Source organism: Piscinibacter sp. XHJ-5, from assembly GCF_029855045.1.
Classification (GTDB): Bacteria; Pseudomonadota; Gammaproteobacteria; order Burkholderiales; family Burkholderiaceae_C; genus Albitalea.
Window position 1 is genome coordinate 1,181,830 of the sequence record NZ_CP123228.1, and the last position, 17,987, is coordinate 1,199,816.

The 17,987-nt window shown below is 68.3% G+C and carries 20 protein-coding genes; 16 read left to right on the forward strand and 4 right to left on the reverse strand.

What is annotated here, in order from left to right:
* The first annotated feature begins 47 nt into the window (after positions 1 to 47).
* From murG to P7V53_RS05670, 9 genes are all read left to right on the forward strand, one after another.
* The gene (murG, locus tag P7V53_RS05630) at positions 48 to 1,127 is read left to right on the forward strand and encodes an undecaprenyldiphospho-muramoylpentapeptide beta-N-acetylglucosaminyltransferase (protein WP_280154499.1); all 1,080 of its coding nucleotides are present in this window, start codon (positions 48 to 50) and stop codon (positions 1,125 to 1,127) included.
* Positions 1,124 to 2,530 (forward strand): UDP-N-acetylmuramate--L-alanine ligase, encoded by a 1,407-nt coding sequence (murC, locus tag P7V53_RS05635; RefSeq protein ID WP_280154500.1) that lies wholly within the window; start codon positions 1,124 to 1,126, stop codon positions 2,528 to 2,530. Before murG ends, murC begins: the two co-directional genes overlap by 4 nt.
* Complete coding sequence (locus P7V53_RS05640; protein WP_280154501.1) at positions 2,527 to 3,489, forward strand: D-alanine--D-alanine ligase; 963 nt, start codon at positions 2,527 to 2,529, stop codon at positions 3,487 to 3,489. Before murC ends, P7V53_RS05640 begins: the two co-directional genes overlap by 4 nt.
* 8 nt (positions 3,490 to 3,497) lie before the next feature.
* A complete protein-coding gene (locus tag P7V53_RS05645; RefSeq protein ID WP_280154502.1) occupies positions 3,498 to 4,307 on the forward strand; it encodes a cell division protein FtsQ/DivIB in 810 nt (269 codons plus the stop codon).
* Positions 4,308 to 4,315: 8 nt separating this feature from the next.
* Positions 4,316 to 5,545, forward strand: a complete 1,230-nt coding sequence (ftsA, locus tag P7V53_RS05650; protein ID WP_280154503.1) for a cell division protein FtsA — start codon at positions 4,316 to 4,318, stop codon at positions 5,543 to 5,545.
* Positions 5,546 to 5,811: 266 nt separating this feature from the next.
* On the forward strand, positions 5,812 to 7,011 hold the full coding sequence (ftsZ, locus tag P7V53_RS05655; protein WP_280154504.1) for a cell division protein FtsZ: 1,200 nt from the start codon (positions 5,812 to 5,814) through the stop codon (positions 7,009 to 7,011).
* Between the two features lie 100 nt (positions 7,012 to 7,111).
* On the forward strand, positions 7,112 to 8,047 hold the full coding sequence (gene lpxC / locus P7V53_RS05660) for a UDP-3-O-acyl-N-acetylglucosamine deacetylase (protein WP_280154505.1): 936 nt from the start codon (positions 7,112 to 7,114) through the stop codon (positions 8,045 to 8,047).
* A 9-nt stretch (positions 8,048 to 8,056) separates the two neighbouring features.
* Entirely contained in the window at positions 8,057 to 8,233 is a 177-nt protein-coding gene (locus P7V53_RS05665) for a hypothetical protein (RefSeq protein ID WP_280154506.1), read from the forward strand.
* Positions 8,234 to 8,237: 4 nt separating this feature from the next.
* Positions 8,238 to 8,447, forward strand: a complete 210-nt coding sequence (locus tag P7V53_RS05670; RefSeq protein WP_280154507.1) for a hypothetical protein — start codon at positions 8,238 to 8,240, stop codon at positions 8,445 to 8,447.
* Here P7V53_RS05670 and P7V53_RS05675 read toward each other — a convergent pair.
* Together P7V53_RS05675 and mpl are read right to left on the reverse strand one after the other, a co-directional pair.
* Positions 8,434 to 9,051 (reverse strand): YqiA/YcfP family alpha/beta fold hydrolase, encoded by a 618-nt coding sequence (locus P7V53_RS05675; protein ID WP_280154508.1) that lies wholly within the window; start codon positions 9,049 to 9,051, stop codon positions 8,434 to 8,436. The two genes, P7V53_RS05670 and P7V53_RS05675, sit on opposite strands and share 14 nt — an antisense overlap.
* Before the next feature lie 21 nt (positions 9,052 to 9,072).
* A complete protein-coding gene (gene mpl, locus P7V53_RS05680) occupies positions 9,073 to 10,485 on the reverse strand; it encodes a UDP-N-acetylmuramate:L-alanyl-gamma-D-glutamyl-meso-diaminopimelate ligase (protein ID WP_280154509.1) in 1,413 nt (470 codons plus the stop codon).
* A gap of 72 nt (positions 10,486 to 10,557) precedes the next feature.
* Here mpl and P7V53_RS05685 point away from each other — a divergent pair, with 72 nt between their 5' ends.
* Both P7V53_RS05685 and P7V53_RS05690 read left to right on the forward strand, forming a co-directional pair.
* On the forward strand, positions 10,558 to 11,004 hold the full coding sequence (locus P7V53_RS05685) for a hypothetical protein (protein WP_280154510.1): 447 nt from the start codon (positions 10,558 to 10,560) through the stop codon (positions 11,002 to 11,004).
* 10 nt (positions 11,005 to 11,014) lie between these two features.
* On the forward strand, positions 11,015 to 11,485 hold the full coding sequence (locus tag P7V53_RS05690; protein ID WP_280154511.1) for a DUF6152 family protein: 471 nt from the start codon (positions 11,015 to 11,017) through the stop codon (positions 11,483 to 11,485).
* Between the two features lie 9 nt (positions 11,486 to 11,494).
* Here the strand turns inward: P7V53_RS05690 and hemL are convergent, their stop codons facing one another.
* Both hemL and P7V53_RS05700 read right to left on the reverse strand, forming a co-directional pair.
* On the reverse strand, positions 11,495 to 12,781 hold the full coding sequence (hemL, locus tag P7V53_RS05695) for a glutamate-1-semialdehyde 2,1-aminomutase (protein WP_280154512.1): 1,287 nt from the start codon (positions 12,779 to 12,781) through the stop codon (positions 11,495 to 11,497).
* 4 nt (positions 12,782 to 12,785) lie between these two features.
* The gene (locus P7V53_RS05700) at positions 12,786 to 13,712 is read right to left on the reverse strand and encodes a bifunctional hydroxymethylpyrimidine kinase/phosphomethylpyrimidine kinase (protein WP_280154513.1); all 927 of its coding nucleotides are present in this window, start codon (positions 13,710 to 13,712) and stop codon (positions 12,786 to 12,788) included.
* 172 nt (positions 13,713 to 13,884) lie between these two features.
* Between P7V53_RS05700 and P7V53_RS05705 the strand changes: the two genes are divergently transcribed.
* The 5 genes from P7V53_RS05705 to P7V53_RS05725 all read left to right on the forward strand — a co-directional run bounded on the left by P7V53_RS05705 (position 13,885) and on the right by P7V53_RS05725 (position 17,985).
* Positions 13,885 to 14,058 (forward strand): rubredoxin, encoded by a 174-nt coding sequence (locus P7V53_RS05705; RefSeq protein WP_280154514.1) that lies wholly within the window; start codon positions 13,885 to 13,887, stop codon positions 14,056 to 14,058.
* 63 nt (positions 14,059 to 14,121) lie between these two features.
* Complete coding sequence (locus tag P7V53_RS05710) at positions 14,122 to 14,514, forward strand: response regulator (RefSeq protein WP_280156445.1); 393 nt, start codon at positions 14,122 to 14,124, stop codon at positions 14,512 to 14,514.
* Positions 14,515 to 14,634: 120 nt separating this feature from the next.
* Positions 14,635 to 15,015, forward strand: coding sequence for a response regulator (locus P7V53_RS05715; RefSeq protein ID WP_280154515.1), 381 nt, complete (start codon positions 14,635 to 14,637; stop codon positions 15,013 to 15,015).
* A gap of 22 nt (positions 15,016 to 15,037) precedes the next feature.
* A complete protein-coding gene (locus P7V53_RS05720) occupies positions 15,038 to 15,559 on the forward strand; it encodes a chemotaxis protein CheW (protein ID WP_280154516.1) in 522 nt (173 codons plus the stop codon).
* 92 nt (positions 15,560 to 15,651) lie between these two features.
* Complete coding sequence (locus P7V53_RS05725; protein ID WP_280154517.1) at positions 15,652 to 17,985, forward strand: methyl-accepting chemotaxis protein; 2,334 nt, start codon at positions 15,652 to 15,654, stop codon at positions 17,983 to 17,985.
* Positions 17,986 to 17,987: the final 2 nt, after the last annotated feature.

Here is a 17,987-nt window from a genome sequence, read left to right on the forward strand (position 1 = left end):
GCCGCCCGCAGGGCTCATACCGGAGTGGGAAGCACGAAGGTACTCCAATGAGCTCGCGCCACCTCGTCGTGATGGCCGCCGGTACCGGCGGCCACGTCATTCCGGGCCTGGCCGTCGCACGCGAGATGCAGCAGCGTGGCTGGACCGTGAGCTGGCTCGGCACCACCCAAGGCATGGAGAACCGCCTCGTCCCGCCGGCCGGCATCGCGATGGACAACATTGCCTTCAGCGGCCTGCGCGGCAAGGGCTTCGTGCACACGCTGACCGGCGGCATGCGTTTGCTCGCCGCGTTCTGGAGCTGCCTGCGCATCCTGCGGCGCCGTCGTCCGAACGCGGTGCTCGGCATGGGCGGCTATGTCTGCTTCCCCGGCGGCATGATGGCCTCGCTGCTGAATCGACCGCTGATGCTGGTCAACGCCGACGCGGCGCTGCTGATGAGCAACAAGGCGCTCCTGCCGGTCGCCGACCGCGTGGCCTTCGGCTTCGACGGCCAGACCACGAAGAAGATCAGGCAGGCGGTCGTCACCGGCAACCCGGTGCGCGCCGAGATAGAGGCGCTGCCCCCTCCGGCCGAGCGCTTCGCCGGCCGCAGCGGTCCGCTGCGCCTGCTGGTGGTCGGCGGCAGCCTCGGGGCGCGGGTGCTCAACGACTGCGTGCCGCAGGCGATCGCGTTGATGGACGCCCAGCAGCGTCCGCAGGTCACCCACCAGACCGGCGAAGCCAGCCAAGCGGCCGTGCGCGACGCGTATGCGAAGTCCGATCTCCAGGCCGAGGTGCTGCCCTTCATCGACGACATGGCGCGGCGCCTGGCCGATTGCGACCTGATCGTCTGCCGCGCCGGGGCCGTCACGGTCAGCGAGCTGTGCGCGGCCGGCGTCGCCGGCGTGCTGGTCCCGCTGGTGGTGAGCACCACCTCGCACCAGCGCGACAACGCGCAGTGGCTCGCGGGCCATGAAGCGGGCATCCATTTGCCTCAGGCCGAGCTCACCCCGCCCAAACTGGCCGAGCTGCTCTCGCGCTTGACGCGCAACGCGCTGCTGCAGATGGCCACCAAGGCTCGCGAGCTGGCCAGGCCGAAGGCAGCGGCGCGGGTGGCCGACGAACTCGAAAGGCTGGCCGCGGCATGAAGCACGCCGTCAAGCACATCCACTTCGTGGGCATCGGCGGCGCCGGCATGAGCGGCATCGCCGAGATCCTGCACAACCTCGGCTACACCGTGTCGGGCTCGGACCAGAACGAGAGCGCGACCACGCAGCGGCTCGCTTCGCTGGGGATCCGGGTCACCATCGGGCACGACGCCGCCAACATCGCCGGCGCCGGCGCGGTGGTCACGTCCACCGCGGTCAGGGGCGACAACCCCGAAGTCATCGCCGCCCGGTCCAGGCATGTGCCCGTGGTGCCGCGAGCGGTGATGCTGGCCGAGCTGATGCGCCTCAAGCAGGGCATCGCCATCGCCGGCACGCACGGCAAGACGACCACCACCAGCCTGGTCACCAGCGTGCTCGCGCAGGCCGGCGTCGACCCGACCTTCGTGATCGGCGGCCGGCTCAATGCAGCCGGTGCCAACTCCGCGCTCGGCAAGGGCGACTACATCGTCGTCGAGGCTGACGAATCGGACGCGTCCTTCCTCAACCTGAATCCGGTGATGGCGGTGGTGACCAACATCGACGCGGATCACATGGACACCTACGGCCACGACTTCGCCAAGCTGAAGCAGGCCTTCATCGACTTCATTCACCGCATGCCCTTCTACGGCGCGGCCATCCTCTGCAGCGACGACCCCGGCGTGCGCTCCATCATCCCGATGATCTCGCGTCCCATGGTCACCTACGGCTTCGGCGAGGATGCGATGGTGCGTGCCATCGACGTGCGCGCCAGCAACGGCCAGATGCGGTTTACGGTGATCCGCCACAACGGCGTGCGCATGCCGGACATGGAGGTCAACCTCAACCTGCCGGGCGAGCACAACGTCCTGAACGCGCTGGCGACGATCGCGGTGGCGACCGAGCTCGAGCTGCCCGATGCGCCCATCATCCAGGGCCTTGCCGGCTTCGGCGGCGTCGGCCGGCGCTTCCAGCGCTACGGCGACCTGCCGGCGCAGGACGGCGGCACCTTCGCGCTGATCGACGACTACGGCCACCATCCGGTGGAGATGGCCGCGACGCTGGCCGCGGCCCGCGGCGCCTTCCCGGGCCGTCGCCTCGTGCTCGCGTTCCAGCCGCACCGCTACACGCGCACGCGTGACTGCTTCGAGGACTTCGTCAAGGTGATCGGCACGGCCGACGCGGTGCTCCTCGCCGACGTCTACTCCGCCGGCGAATCGCCCATCGTCGCCGCCGACGGCCGCGCCCTGGCGCGTGCGCTGCGCGTCGCCGGCAAGGTCGACGCGGTGTTCGTCGACGACATCCAGGACATGCCGCAGGCCATCGTCGACCACGCGCGCGGCGGCGATGTCGTGATGGCGATGGGCGCGGGGTCGATCGGCAACGTGCCCGCGCAGGTGGTCGAGCTGTTGGGGAGCAAGCCATGAGCGTCGATGTCAAAGCCCTCGGCAAGGTCGCGGTCCTGTTCGGCGGCAGCTCCGCCGAGCGCGAGATCTCCATCATGTCGGGGACCGGCGTGCTGAACGCGCTGCGCTCGCAAGGCGTGGATGCGTACGCCTTCGATCCCGCCGAGCGAGACCTGGTCGAGCTCAAGACCGACGGCGCGGCGCGCTGCTTCATCGCACTGCATGGCCGCCACGGCGAGGACGGCACGGTGCAGGGCGCGCTCGAATTGCTGGGCATCCCCTACACCGGCTCGGGCGTCATGGCCTCGGCGATCGCCATGGACAAGGTGATGACCAAGCGCGTCTGGATCGCCGAGGGCCTGCCGACGCCCCGGCATGTTCGCCTGGCGCCGAACGAGCAGTCGCGCGAGCGCGTGGTGCGCGTGCCCGACGAGCTGGGTTTGCCGCTGATCGTGAAGCCGCCGCGCGAGGGCTCGTCGATCGGCATCACCAAGGTCGAGGGCTACTCGCAGATGCAGGACGCCGTCGCGCTGGCCGCGAGGTACGACCCCGATGTGCTGTGCGAGGAGTTCATCGAAGGCGAGGAGGTGACCTGCCCGGTGCTCGGCTATGGCCACCACGTGCAGGCGCTGCCGGTCATCCGCATCGTGGCGCCGGGCGGGGCGTACGACTACCAGAACAAGTACTTCACCGACGTCGTCAAGTACCTCTGCCCGAGCGGCTTGCCGCTGGCCGAGGAGCGCGAGATCCAGCGCATCGTGATCGCCGCCTACACGACGCTGGGATGCCGCGGCTGGGGCCGTGCCGACCTGATGATCCGCGCGAGCGACCGCAAGCCGTTCCTGCTCGAGATCAACACGTCGCCGGGCATGACCTCTCACTCGCTGGTGCCGATGTCGGCCAAGGCCGCGGGCATGAGCTACGAGCAGTTGTGCCTGCACCTGGTGTCGCAGGCCAGCCTGGACACGCCGAAGGCCTGAGCACCACGATGGCCGCCGCCACCGCCCTCGACCCCCGCACCGCGCCGCTGCCCGGCGACGTGCGGCTGATGCATGCCACGGCCAGCGCGCTGTACGTGCTGGCCGGGATCGCCCTGGCGGCGCTGCTGCTGAACTGGATGGTGCGGCTGCCGGCCTTTGCGCTGCGCATGATCCAGGTCGAAGGCGACGTGACGCGCAACAGCGTGTCGACCATTCGCGCCAATGCAGCGCCCAAGCTCTCGGGCAACTTCTTCACCACCGACTTGGTCAAGGGCAAGCGCGCATTCGAGTCGGTGCCCTGGGTGCGTCAGGCGGTCGTCAAGCGGGTGTGGCCCAACCGGCTCGCGGTGCGGCTGGAGGAGCACCGCCCGGCTGCCGTCTGGGGCGGCAGCGACACGGCGACCGACAAGCTGGTCAACAGCTACGGCGAGGTCTTCGAGGCCAACCTCGGCGACGTGGAGGACGACAGCCTGCCCACGCTGAGCGGGCCTGATGGCAGCTCCGTCCACATGCTGGCGATGCTGAATCAGCTGAGGCCGCTGTTCGAGAGGCTCGATGCACGTGTCGCCGCCCTGTCGCTGTCGGGCCGCGGCTCGTGGCGAGCCGAGCTCGACACCGGCGCGGAAGTGGAGCTGGGCCGCGGCACCGACGACGAGGTGCTCGCGCGCACCGAGCGCTTCATCGGCACGCTGACCCAGGTCACCTCTCGCTTCCAGCGACCGCTCGAATACGCGGACCTGCGGCACCACGACGGCTATGCGGTACGGCTGAAGGGCATCACGACGGTGATCCCGACCGCGAAGGAAAGAAAGAACTAGGGGCTCAGATGGCCAAGGAATACAAGGATCTGGTGGTCGGGCTGGACATCGGCACCGCGAAGGTGATGGCGGTGGTCGCCGAAGTGCTGCCCAACGGCGAGCTGCGCGTCGCGGGCCTCGGCGTGGCGGCAACACACGGGCTCAAGCGCGGCGTCGTCGTCAACATCGACGCCACCGTGCAGTCGATCCAGCAGGCGCTGAAGGAGGCCGAGATGATGGCCGACTGCAAGATCACCCGCGTCTACACCGGCATCACGGGCAGCCACATCCGCGGGCAGAACAGCACCGGCATGGTGATCGTGCGCGACAAGGAGGTGACGCCGGTCGACGTGGCGCGCGTGGTCGAGACGGCCAAGGCGATCAACATCCCGAACGACCAGCGCCTCCTGCTGGTCGAGCCGCAGGAGTTCGTCATCGACGGCCACGAGGTCAAGGAGCCGATCGGCATGAGCGGCGGCCGGCTCGAGGTCAAGGTGCACATCGTGACCGGCGCGCAGAGCGCGGCCGAGAACATCGTCAAGTGCGTGCGCCGCTGCGGGCTCGAAGTCGACCAGCTCGTGCTGAACCCGAGCGCGTCGAGCCACGCGGTGCTCACCGACGACGAGAAGGACCTCGGGGTCGCGCTGGTCGACATCGGCGCGGGCACCACCGACGTGGCCATCTTCACCGACGGCGCGATCCGCCATACCGCGGTGATCCCCATCGCCGGCGACCTGATCACCAGCGACATCGCGATGGCGCTGCGCACCCCGACCAAGGACGCCGAGGAGATCAAGGTCGAGTACGGCGTCGCCAAGCAGCTGCTGGCCGATCCGGGCGAGCAGCTCGAGGTGCCGGGGCTCGGCGACCGTGCGCCGCGCATGCTGTCGCGCCAGGCGCTGGCCGGCGTCATCGAGCCGCGCGTCGAGGAGATCTATTCGCTGGTGCACCAGGTGATCCGTGAGAGCGGCTACGAGGAGCTGCTGTCGTCGGGCATCGTCGTCACGGGCGGCGCCGCGGTGATGCCCGGCATGGTGGAGCTGGGCGAGGACATCTTTCTGAAGCCGGTGCGCAAGGGCATTCCGACGTACCACGGCGCGCTCTACGACATGGTCGCCAATCCCCGCTCGGCCACCGTGATGGGGCTGCTCGAGGAGGCGCGGCTCGCCCGCTCGCGCGGCATGCGCGCGGCGCAGCAGGCGGGGTCGGTGAAGACCCTGTTCGGGCGGGCGAAGGACTGGTTTCTGGGGAATTTTTGAAGCGAGGCACGCGATGGCAGACAAAGAACCGTTCGCCCTGAGCCTGTCGAAGGCTCGGGCTGAGCTTGTCGAAGCCCGCGTGCTCTGCCACGCAAGCCCTTCGACAGGCTCAGGGCGAACCGGCGGAGGAACGCACGGCCCTCCCCAGGATTCGAGACCGACAACCCAACGACCTAGGACCCCGGCGCCGCCGGGTCACCAAGGCGAACAACACACCGGTTGGGAACTGACGACAGACATGGCAACTGCATTGAAGGAGTAATCAAATGGCTATCGAAATGATCGAGGAATTCGACCTGGGCACGCAGATCAAGGTCATCGGCGTCGGCGGCGGCGGCGGCAACGCGGTCGACCACATGATCGCCCAGGGCGTGCAGGGCGTGGAGTTCATCTGCGCCAACACCGACGCACAGGCGCTCAACCGCTCGGCGGCACATTCGCTGATCCAGCTCGGCACCACCGGGCTCGGCGCGGGCGCGAAGCCCGAGGCCGGCCGAGCCGCCGCGGAGGAGGCGGTGGACCGCATCCGGCAATCCATCACCGGCGCCAACATGCTGTTCATCACCGCCGGCATGGGCGGAGGTACCGGCACCGGTGCTGCGCCGGTCATCGCGCGGGTCGCCAAGGAGATGGGCATCCTGACCGTGGGCGTGGTCACCAAGCCGTTCGACTTCGAAGGTGCGCGCCGCATGAAGGCCGCCGACACGGGTCTGGCCGAGCTCGAGGCGAACGTGGATTCGCTGATCGTCATCCTCAACGACAAGCTGCTCGACGTGCTGGGCGATGACGTCACGCAGGACCAGGCCTTCGCGCACGCCAACGACGTGCTGAAGAACGCGGTCGGCGGCATCAGCGACATCATCCACGTGCCGGGCCTGGTCAACGTCGACTTCGAGGACGTGAAGACGGTGATGAGCGAGCCGGGCAAGGCGATGATGGGCACGGCGATCGCGCAAGGCCCCGACCGCGCCAACAAGGCCGCCGAGATGGCGGTGGCGTGCCCGCTGCTGGAAGGCATCGACCTGTCCGGCGCGCGTGGCGTGCTGGTGCTGATCGCGGCCAACCGCAACACCTTCAAGCTGTCGGAGAGCCGCAATGCGATGAACTGCATCCGCCGCTATGCGGCCGAGGATGCGCACGTCATCTACGGCACGGCCTACGACGAGTCGCTGGGTGACCAGCTGCGCGTGACGGTCATCGCCACGGGCCTGTCGCCGCAGAAGCGCCAGGCCGCGCCGATGCAGGTCGTGCACAGCGCCCCGGTGCAGATGCAGCGCACCGGCACCGACAACCTGCCGATCCTCACCCAGCCCGTGCAACCGGCCCCGGCGCACGACTACAGCCAGCTCACCACGCCCAGCGTCTGGCGCAACGGCCGCACGGCCGCCGCCAAGGTCGATGCACTGGCGAGCAATGGCATGGACGAGATCGAGATCCCGGCGTTCCTGCGCAAGCAGGCGGACTGAGGTGCTGGGCAGCGGGTGGGCGAAAGTCGGCGTGCGGGCACGCCGGCGGCGATCAGCGCCGCCGCGTGAGCCCGCGCCCACCCTACGTAGAATCGCCCCCATGCTCGCCCAACGCACGCTCAAGTCCCTCACCCGCGCGGTGGGCCTGGGCGTGCACGGTGGACAGCGGGTCGAGCTCACATTGCGGCCCGCGCCGGCCGACACCGGCATCGTGTTCCGCCGCGTCGACCTGCCGACGCCGGTGCAGATCAAGGTCGATGCCTTCGCCGTCACCGACACTCGCCTGGCCACCACGCTGACGGCGAAGGACGATCCGGGCGGGCCCGCGGTCAAGACGGTCGAGCACTTCCTGTCGGCCTGCTCGGGCCTGGGCATCGACAATCTCTTCGTCGACATCACTGCCGAGGAGATGCCCATCCTCGACGGCTCTGCCGCCTCGTTCGTCTTCCTGCTGCAGAACGCCGGCATCGAGCTGCAGGACGCACCCAAGCGCTTCCTGCGTGTGAAGAAGGCAGTCGAGATCCGCGAGGGCGAGGGTGCGTCGCTGAAATGGGCGCGGCTGGAGCCCTTCGAGGGCTACAAGCTGACCTTCGAGATCGAGTTCCACCATCCCGCCGTCAACCAGACCGGCCAGCGCGTCGTCTTCGACATGGGCTCGGGCCATTACAAGCGTGAGATCGCGCGCGCGCGCACCTTCGGCTTCACCAAGGACGTCGAAATGATGCGTTCGCGCGGACTGGGCCTGGGCGGCAGCATGGACAACGCCATCGTCGTGGACGACTACAAGGTGCTGAACGACGGCGGCCTGCGCTACGACGACGAATTCGTGAAGCACAAGATCCTGGACGCCATCGGAGACATGTACGTCATCGGCCATCCGCTGATCGCCGCGTACACCGGCTACAAGTCAGGGCACGCGCTCAACAACAAGCTCGTGCGGGCCGTGCTGGCCGACCCCGGCGCCTACGACATCGTCACCTTCGACGACGCATCGCGTGCGCCCGCCGGACTCGCCGACCTGGCCCCGGCGTGGTGACCATCGCCGATGCTCGTCTTCCGCTGGCTGATCCTGCTGCTGCTGGTGGGCGGACTGCTCTGCTTCGCGATGTACATCGGCACGGGCCAGGCCCGCTGGCGCGCCCTGGGCGTGACCATCGTCAAGTGGACGGTGATCGCCGCGCTGGGCTTCTTCGCGGTGCTGATCCTCGAACGAATGGCCTGACCGCATGAGCGTCTTCCGCTGGATCATCGGTGTCATCGGTGGGCTGCTGGCCACCGGCGCGGTGCTCGCCTTCGTCATCTTCATCGTCACCGACATCGATGTCTGGATCAAGCGTGCGCGTGCCTGGCGCCGCCTGGCGTGGGCCATCGCGCTGTTCTGGTTCAACGTCGAGATCTGGCGCAGGGTCGCCATCGTCATCATCAACTGGGTGTAGACGTCGGGCGCAGGCCGAGAAAGTCCACCACGTCGGCCAGGTGCGCATCGGCGAAGTCGGCCAGCGCGTGGTCGCCGCCTTCGAGCAGCTTGATGCGGCAGCCGGCGTAGCGCGTGGCCATCTCGCGCCAGTCGAGCACCTCGTCGCCCTTGGCAATGATGGCCAGGTAGCGCTCGGGGCGCGTGACCTCGGCCGGACGCATTTCCCGCAGCGCATCGACGAACTCCGGACGGAAGAAGAAGCGCTCGTCGCCGTGCCAGGAGGTGATCTCGCCGATGTAGGCCGCCAGATCGCGCGCCGGCTCCACCGCGGGGTTCAGCAGCACGGCACGGCAACCGGTGCGTTCGGCGACGATGGTCGCGTAGAAGCCGCCAAGCGAGCTGCCGATCACGGCCATGCGCTCGTGCGGCCAGTGGGCGACGCCATCGAGCATCGTGCGCAGCGCTTCCCCGGGCGAAGGCGCAAGCTGCGGGCACCACCAGTGGATGTCGGGCCGGTGGGCCCGGACCCATGCCTGCATCTGCCGTGCCTTGGTCGACTGCGGCGAGGAGCGAAAGCCGTGCAGGTAAAGCAGGTGAGTGATGGCCGAATGCGAGGCTGTCATGGGGCGCGGCAGCGACCTGCGTCAGCGCCCAGCCGCGGCGTCGCGCCTGCCGAGCGCATCCAGCAGCTTGGCATGGATGCCGCCGAAGCCGCCGTTGCTCATGCACAGGATGTGGTCGCCCGGCTGCGCCGCCGCCACCACCCGCTCGACGAGCTTGTCGACGCTGTCGCACACCACCGCCTGCGGGCCCATGGGGGCCAGCGCCTGCGTGGCGTCCCAGCTCAACCCGCCGCTGTGGCAGAACGCCAGGTCGGCCTCCTCCAGCGACCACGGCAGCTGCGCCTTCATCGCGCCGAGCTTCATCGTGTTGGAGCGGGGCTCGAACACCGCGAGGATGCGCTGGCGTTCCTCGTGATGCGCGCTCTGCAGCGCGTCGATCTTGCGTCGCAGTCCGTTGATGGTGGTGCGCATCGCCGTCGGATGGTGCGCGAAGTCGTCGTAGACGCGCACGTCCCCGCGGCCCAGGCGCACGGCGCCGCGCAACTCGAGGCGGCGGCGCACGTTCTCGAAGCTGCCCAGCGCCCGTGCCGCGGCGTCCGGCGCCACGCCGACATGCTCGGCGGCCGCGATCGCGGCCAGGGCATTCATCTGGTTGTGCTCCCCGAGCAGCGACCACTCCACGCGTGCGATCTTCATGCTGCCGCGCAGCACGTCGAACGCATGCGGCTCGCCGCGCGAGCGCAGCTCGCCGGGCGCTTCCTTGCGCGCGCCGAAGCGGATCACCTCGCTCCAGCAGCCCATCGCGAGCACCCGCTGCAGCGACTCCTCGCGCGCGTTGACGACCAGGCGGCCGCTGCCCGGCACGGTGCGCACCAGGTGGTGGAACTGGCGCTCGATGGCCGCCACGTCGTCAAAGATGTCGGCGTGGTCGAACTCGAGGTTGTTGAGCACCGCGGTGCGCGGGCGGTAGTGGACGAACTTGCTGCGCTTGTCGAAGAACGCGGTGTCGTACTCGTCGGCCTCGATCACGAAGCTGCTGCCGCTGCCCAGACGGGCCGACACGTCGAAGTTCATCGGCACGCCGCCGATCAGAAACCCGGGCGCCTGGCCGGCCTTCTCCAGGATCCAGGTGAGCATGGCGGTGGTGGTCGTCTTCCCGTGCGTGCCCGCCACCGCGAGCACATGACGGCCGTGCAGGACGTGCTCGGACAGCCATTGCGGTCCGCTCGCGTAGGGCAGGCCCGCATCGAGGATCGCCTCGACGAGCGGGTTGCCTCGCGTGACCACGTTGCCGACGACGAACAGGTCGGGCTTGAGCGCCAGCTGGTCGGCTCCATAGCCTTCGATCAGCTCGATGCCCAGGGCTCGAAGCTGGTCGCTCATCGGCGGATAGACGTTGGCGTCGCATCCGGTGACCTTGTGCCCGGCCTCGCGCGCGAGGGCGGCGAGGCCGCCCATGAAGGTGCCGCAGACACCCAGGATGTGGATATGCATGCGCCGATTCTAGGAGCGGCATCCGCGGCCTGGGTGCTGTGCGAAGGCGCCCGATCGGCTTAACGTCGCGCGATGACGCCAACGCTTGCCTCGTTCGAGTCGCTGTCATGGATCGTTTCGCATCCGTACGCCTATCCGGCGCTGGAAGTGGTGCACATCGCGGGCATCGCGCTGCTGTTCGGCAATCTGGTCCTGTTCGAGCTGCGCGTCTGGGGAATCGGCGTGGCGCTGCCGGTCGATGTGCTGCAGCGGGTGGCGCTGCGCACCTCGCTGGTCGGCTTCGGCATTGCCGCGGCCAGCGGCGGCGTGATGTTCGCGAGCCACCCGGGCGAGCTGCTCGCCAATCGTGCCTTTCTGGCCAAGATGGGCTTGCTGGTCGCGGCAGGGGTCAACGCCGCGGCGTTCCACGGGCGCGGCGGCAGCCGCCGCCTGGATCGCGTCGCGCGCCTGCAGACCGCGCTCTCGCTGGGGCTTTGGCTGGCGATCATCATCTGTGGCCGCTGGATCGCCTATCTGTGAAGGAGCGTTCATGCAACGACGACAGTTCATCGTGATGGCGGCCGCGGCGTGCTGCGCGCACTCCGCGCGGGCGCACCACGGCTGGAGCAGCTTCGACCAGACCAAGCCGCTCTACCTCGAAGGTCGTGCCGTGAAGGTGTCATGGCGCAATCCGCACGTCGAGCTCGATCTCGAGCTCGACCCTCAGCTGCGCTTGCCCGACGATCTGGCGCGGCGGACCTTGCCGGCGCAGTCGGCGTCGGTCGACGGTGCGGGCCTGCTCGCGGCGGCCAGGCTGCCGGCACGCAGGGACAAGGTCTGGCACATCGAGCTCGCGCCACTGACGCGCGTCGAGTCGTGGAAGCTCGACGAGATCAAGCCCGGTGCGCAAGTGGGCGTGCTGGGCTACAGCTTCCCCGGGGAACAGGGCAATGCGGTGCTGCGCGCCGAATATGTCTTCGTCGGCGGCAAGGCCTACGGCATGCGCTCGTCGCCCGCCTGAAAGGCTGTCTCAGACCTTCAGCGCGTCGCGTGCCGCCGCCAGCGTCGCCGCGATGTCGGCCTCCGTGTGCGCTGCGCTGACGAAGCCGGCTTCGTACAGCGCCGGCGCGAAATACACGCCGCGCTCCAGCATGGCGTGGAAGAAGCGGTTGAAGCGCTCCTTGTCGGTGGCCATCACGGCGCTGTAGTTCTGCGGCAGCGAGTCGGCGAAGAAGAAGCCGAACATGCCGCCTTCGCAGTCGCCCGCCATCGGCACCTGCGCTTCGCGCGCCGCGGCGAGCAGGCCGTCGACCAGCGAGCGCGTGCGGCGCGCGAGTGCATCGAAGAAGCCCGGCTTCTGGATTTCGCGCAAGGTGGCCAGCCCGCAGGCCGTCGCCACCGGGTTGCCGGACAGCGTGCCTGCCTGGTACACCGGGCCGAGCGGCGCGAGCTGCTCCATCACCGAGCGCCTGGCACCGAAGGCGGCGAGCGGCATGCCCCCGCCGATGACCTTGCCGAACACGCTGATGTCCGGGGCGAAGCCGGGGATCGCCTTCGCGTAGAGGCCTTGCGCGCTCTCGAGGCCGACACGAAAGCCCGTCATGACCTCGTCGAACAACAGCAGCGCGCCGTGCTGCGTGCACAGCTCTCGCAGGCGCCGCACGAAAGGCACGCCGGCGCGCACGAAGTTCATGTTGCCGGCGATCGGCTCGATCACGACGCACGCGATGTCCGCGCCGTGCAGCGCGAACGCCTCCTCGAGCTGAGCCGGGTTGTTGTACTCGAGCACCAGCGTGTGCCTGACCACGTCGGGCGGCACGCCGGCGGACGTGGGATTGCCGAAGGTTGCCAAGCCCGAGCCGGCCTTCACCAGGAGCGAGTCGGCATGGCCGTGGTAGCAGCCCTCGAACTTCACGATCTTCTGGCGGCCGGTGGCGCCGCGCGCCAGGCGCAGCGCGCTCATCGCCGCCTCGGTGCCCGAGCTGACGAGCCGCACCTGCTCCATGGAGGGGACGAGCTTGAGGATCTCCTCGGCGAGCTCGATCTCGCGTTCGGTCGGTGCGCCGAACGAGAAGCCTTCGCTCGCGGCCCGCTGCACGGCCTCGAGGACCGCGGGATGGCCGTGGCCGAGGATCATGGGCCCCCAGGACCCGATGTAGTCGATGTAGCGCCGCCCCTCGGCATCGATGATGGTGGCGCCTTCGGCCCGGGTGATGAAGCGCGGCGTGCCGCCGACGGCGCGAAATGCGCGTACCGGCGAATTCACGCCGCCGGGGATCACGCGCTGCGCGCGTTCGAACAGGCTCTCGTTGCTCATCGGCTCAGTGGATGTGGCGGCTGCCGGGCGCTTCGCCTTCTTCCGGACCGCCCTCGGCGCTCGGCTCTTCTTCCTCGCCGGGCGGCAGCGCCCAGAAGAAGCGGTCGGGGATCACGTTGCCCATGCCGGGACGGAAGCCCGCGTCGAGTGCCTGGTCGAGAAAGGCCAGCGATTCGCCGACCGCCATGTGCAACTCGCTGCCGGCCGCCAGCAAGGCGGCCAGCGCCGCCGACAGCGTGTCGCCGGCGCCGACGAAGCTCACCTCGAAGCGCTCGAATTTCTCGCCGGTGATGGCGCCCTGCGCCGAGGCCAGCACGTTGTCCAGGAACTGGTCGGGCAGCGGAACGCTGGTCACCAGCACGAAGCGCGTGCCGTGCTCGGCCGCCGCCACCGCCAGCTCGCGCGGCGAGGCCGGCCGGTCGTTCTCCCATTCGGGCAGCAGGAAGTCGGTCAGCGTCTGGTGGTTGCCGACCAGCACTTCGGTCTGCGGCAGCACCAGCTCGCGAAACGCGTCGAGGTAGGCCTGCTGCTCGTCCTCTTCGACCCACGAGAGGTTGGGCATGTAAGCCACGAGCGGCACATCGGGATAGTCGGACAGCACCTCCGCCACCGCGCTCACGCCCTCGGCCGAGCCGAGGTAGCCCACCTTCCAGGCGGCGATGGTGACGTCCTCGAGGACGCTTCGGGCCTGCTCGACCACGACCTCGGGGTCCAGCGCGTGGTGGTCGAACACTTCGGCGGTATCGCGCATGACCACCGAGGTGACGACGGGCAGGGCGTGTGCACCCATCGCCGCGATGGTGGCCACGTCGCCCGCGACGCCGCCGGCGCCGCTGGCGTCGCTGGCATTGAAACTCATCACGCAGGCCGGCGCGGGCGGGTCTTGCAGGGGCTCGTTGCCGGTGTCGGTGGATGGGTTGTCTGCGGTCATGAAAAGCGTCCGAAATTGAGGCGCACCCGGCGCGATCCGGACCGGTTTTCAGTGCGGAAGCGACTTACAGGAAAGTGTGAGGTATGTTGCGTAGGTGCCTAAAAAGCTTTGCCTTTTTGTCGTTTCGGCTCGCTACAATTCGCCACCATTGTAGTGAAGCCTGACTCACAAAGTGACTGAACCGCGTACCTGGATGTGCCTTATCTGTGGATGGATCTACGACGAGGCGGCCGGGGACCCGGAGCATGGTATCGCTCCGGGCACGCCATGGGATGCGGTGCCGATGAACTGGACCTGTCCGGAATGCGGCGCCCGCAAGGAAGACTTCGAAATGGTGCAGATCTGAGCGTACCCACGAGGGCGGCTTCGGAAACTGATACCCACGTCGTTAGGAGAATGCTCAGTGAGCATTGAAGCCCCCGCCAACGCACCGGGCGTGAAGGTGCTGGTCATCGATGACAGCAACACCATCCGCCGCAGCGCGGAGATCTTTTTGAAGCAGGGTGGCTACCAGGTGCTGCTCGCCGAGGACGGCTTCGACGCGCTGTCCAAGGTCAACGACCACGAGCCCGATCTCATCTTCTGCGACATCCTCATGCCGCGGCTGGACGGCTACCAGACGTGCGCCATCATCAAGCGCAACGTCAAGTTCAAGAACGTGCCGGTGATCATGCTCTCGTCCAAGGACGGCCTGTTCGACAAGGCGCGCGGCCGCATGGTCGGATCGCAGGACTACCTCACCAAACCGTTCACCAAAGACCAACTGTTGCAGGCGGTGGAGCAGCATCGCCGCGCGGCGTGACTGATTCCACGGGAGTCGGCGCGTTGCGCGCCACGCTTCCCGAGTTAGCCCTTGCTAGCGCCCTGAACGTGTGACACTCGCCCCTTGCGCGTTGGGCGACGATAGAAGGACAGAGACGAAATGGCCACTCCCAAACCTCCCATCAAGAAGATCCTGCTGGTTGACGATTCGAAGACCGAACTGCACTTCCTGTCGGACCTTCTCGAAAAGCGCGGCTACACGATCCGCACCGCCGAGAACGGCGAGGAGGCGATGCGCCGCCTGGCCGAGGAAACGCCCGACCTGATCCTGATGGATGTCGTCATGCCCGGCCAGAACGGCTTCCAGCTGACGCGCGCCATCACGCGAGATCCGCGCTTCGTCAACGTGCCGGTCATCATGTGCACGAGCAAGAACCAGGAAACCGACAAGGTGTGGGGCATGCGCCAGGGCGCGCGCGACTACATCGTCAAGCCGGTCGACGCCGACGAGCTCGTCGCGAAGATCAAGGCCTTCGACTGACGAGCACCCCGGGTTCCCTGCGATGGCCAACAAGGAAGCACTGCGCGAACTTCAAAGCCGCTTGGCCGAGCGGCTGCAGGCCGCGCGCACCCAGGACCGCGGCAAATCGTGGCTGGCGGTCGAGTGCAGCTCCCGCGGCTTCCTGTTTCCGCTGAAGGAATCGGGCGAGATCTTCGCGCTGGCGCCCATCGTGCCGGTGCCGCATTCGCATTCGTGGTTCCTCGGCGTGTCCAACCTGCGCGGCCACCTGCACGGCGTGGTCGACCTGGCCGGCTTTCTCGGGGTGAAGGGCAACGAGCCGCTGCGCGAGCAGTCGCGCCTGGTCGCCTTCAACGCCTCGCTCGACATCAATTGCGCGCTGCTCGTCGACCGCTTGTCGGGACTGCGCAGCGAGCAGCAGCTCACCGCGCAGACCGACGTCGCGAGCGGCCCGCGGCCGCCTTTCGTCGGCGCGCGCTACAAGGACGAAGGCGGGCGGACGTGGCAGGAATTGAACCTTGCCGCGCTCGCTGCGGACGAGGCGTTCCTGCGCATCGTCGGCTGATCGAGTCGATAACCGGATTGACCCAGTAGTACGGAATGACGGGCCGGCTCTCTCCGGCCCGAACACATCGGATAGAGCGAACGAGGAACACCATGAGCTTCCTGAACAAGATCAAAGGTTGGGGCCAGGATCGCAATGCGTCCGAGTCGACGCAGGCCGCGAACCAGCAGGACGGGTCGTTCGACGACGCTTTCGCTCAGCACGGCAACGTGCGCATGCCCGACGCCGCCGGCACGATGCCGCTCGAGGTGCCCACCTTGCAGCAGGGCGGTCATGCCGACTCCTCCATCATCACCGAAGCGGCCCCCTCCGAAATGGCCGACTTCAGCGAGACCCGCATCCAGGCCGGCGAAGCCGCCAACGACATCGGCAGCGGCCTGCCGCTGATCGGCCACCGCCCGGTTGCCGACCAGCAGAAGATCCTCACCGGCATCGTGGCCCTGGGCCTCGCGGGGCTGGTGGCCATGACGGCGATCTCGCTGAACTCGGCGTCCAAGGGCGCCGCACAGGTGGGTGCATCGGGCCAGGCCCTGATGCAGTCGCAGCGGCTTGCCAAGTCGGTGTCGCAGGCGCTGATCGGATCGCCGCAGGCCTTCCCGGAAGTGCGCGAGAGCACCGAGGTGCTGGCGAAGAACGTGCGCGGCCTGAAGAACGGCGACGACAACCTGTCCGCCGCCCCGGCCGGCGTGCAGGAAGCGCTCGACCCGCTGCTGCCGCTCGTCGACCGCGCCGAGAAGAATGCCAACACCGTCATTGCGCAGCAGAAGATCCTGACCCAGGTGGGACAGGCGCTGCGCGCCATCAACCGCCAGTCGTCCGACCTGCTCGAGACGGCCGAGACCATTTCCTCGCTCAAGCTGCAGCAGGAAGCCTCGCCGGCCGAGCTGTCGGCGGTCGGTCAGCTGGTCATGCTGACGCAGCGCATCGGCAAGTCGGCCAACGAATTCCTGACGATGGAAGGCGTGAGCCCCGAGGCCGTGTTCCTGCTCGGCAAGGACTTGAACTCCTTCCGCGAGATCGCGCAGGGCCTGTCCGACGGCAACCAGGAGCTGCGCCTGCCGGGCACGAAAGACCCGCAGACCAAGGAGCGCCTGGTCACGTTGCTCAAGCAGTACGAAGAGACCCGCACGCAGGCGGGCGCCATCCTGGGCAACCTGCAGGGCCTGGTGTCCGCGCGCGAAGCGCAGTCGGCGATCATTGCCGATAGCGAGCCGCTGCGCAAAGGCCTGGAGGTCGTGCAGGAGCGCCTCGGCTCCGAGACTGGTTTCGGCGGCCTCTCGCTGCTCGCGCTGGTCCTGTTCGCCTCGTTGATGGCCGCCGGCGGCGCCGGCTTCCTGAAGCTGTACGTGCGCGACCAGGCCCAGCGTGCCGCGCTCGCCGAGCAGCAGCGCCTCGAGGCCGAGCGCCAGGAGCAGGAGGCCAAGCGCGTGAACGACGCCAACCAGGCCGCCATTCTGCGGTTGATGAACGAACTGCAGACGGTCGCGGAAGGCGACCTGACGCAGCAGGCGACGGTGACGGAAGACATCACCGGCGCCATCGCCGACTCGGTGAACTACACGGTGGAGGAGCTGCGCACGCTGGTGTCGCAGGTGCAGGGCACAGCCGGCCGCGTGACGGAGACGATGCAGCAGGTGGAAGCCACTTCCACCGAGCTGCTGGCCGCCTCCACCGAACAGCTGCGCGAGATCCGCGACACCGGCGAGTCGGTGCTGCAGATGGCGGGCCGAATCAACGAGGTGTCCGCGCAAGCGCAGGAAACGGCCCAGGTCGCGCGCCAGTCGCTGGATGCGGCCGAGACCGGTCTGCGCGCGGTGCAGAACACCATCGGCGGCATGAACTCCATTCGCGACCAGATCCAGGAAACCTCCAAGCGCATCAAGCGGCTGGGCGAGTCGTCGCAGGAGATCGGCGAAATCACCGAGCTGATTTCCGACATTACCGAGCAGACGAACGTGCTGGCGCTGAACGCGGCCATCCAGGCCGCCTCGGCCGGTGAAGCGGGCCGGGGCTTCTCGGTGGTTGCCGAAGAAGTGCAGCGGCTGGCCGAGCGCTCCGGCGACGCGACGCGTCAGATCGCCGCGCTGGTGAAGACCATTCAGACCGACACCCAGGACGCGGTGGCCGCCATGGAGCGCTCGACGCAGGGCGTGGTCGAAGGTACCAAGCTGACCGACGCGGCGGGTGCCGCACTGGGCGACATCGACCGCGTGTCGCGCCAGCTTGCCGACCTGATCGCGCAGATCTCGAACCAGGCGCTGTCGGAAGCGCAATCCGCCAACGTCGTGGCCGCAAACATCCAGCACATCTTCGCGGTGACCGAGCAGACCGGCGAAGGCACGCGCTCCACGGCGCAGATGGTGCGCGAGCTGTCGAAGACGGCTGAAGAACTGAAGCAGTCGGTGGCGCGATTCAAGATCGACTGACG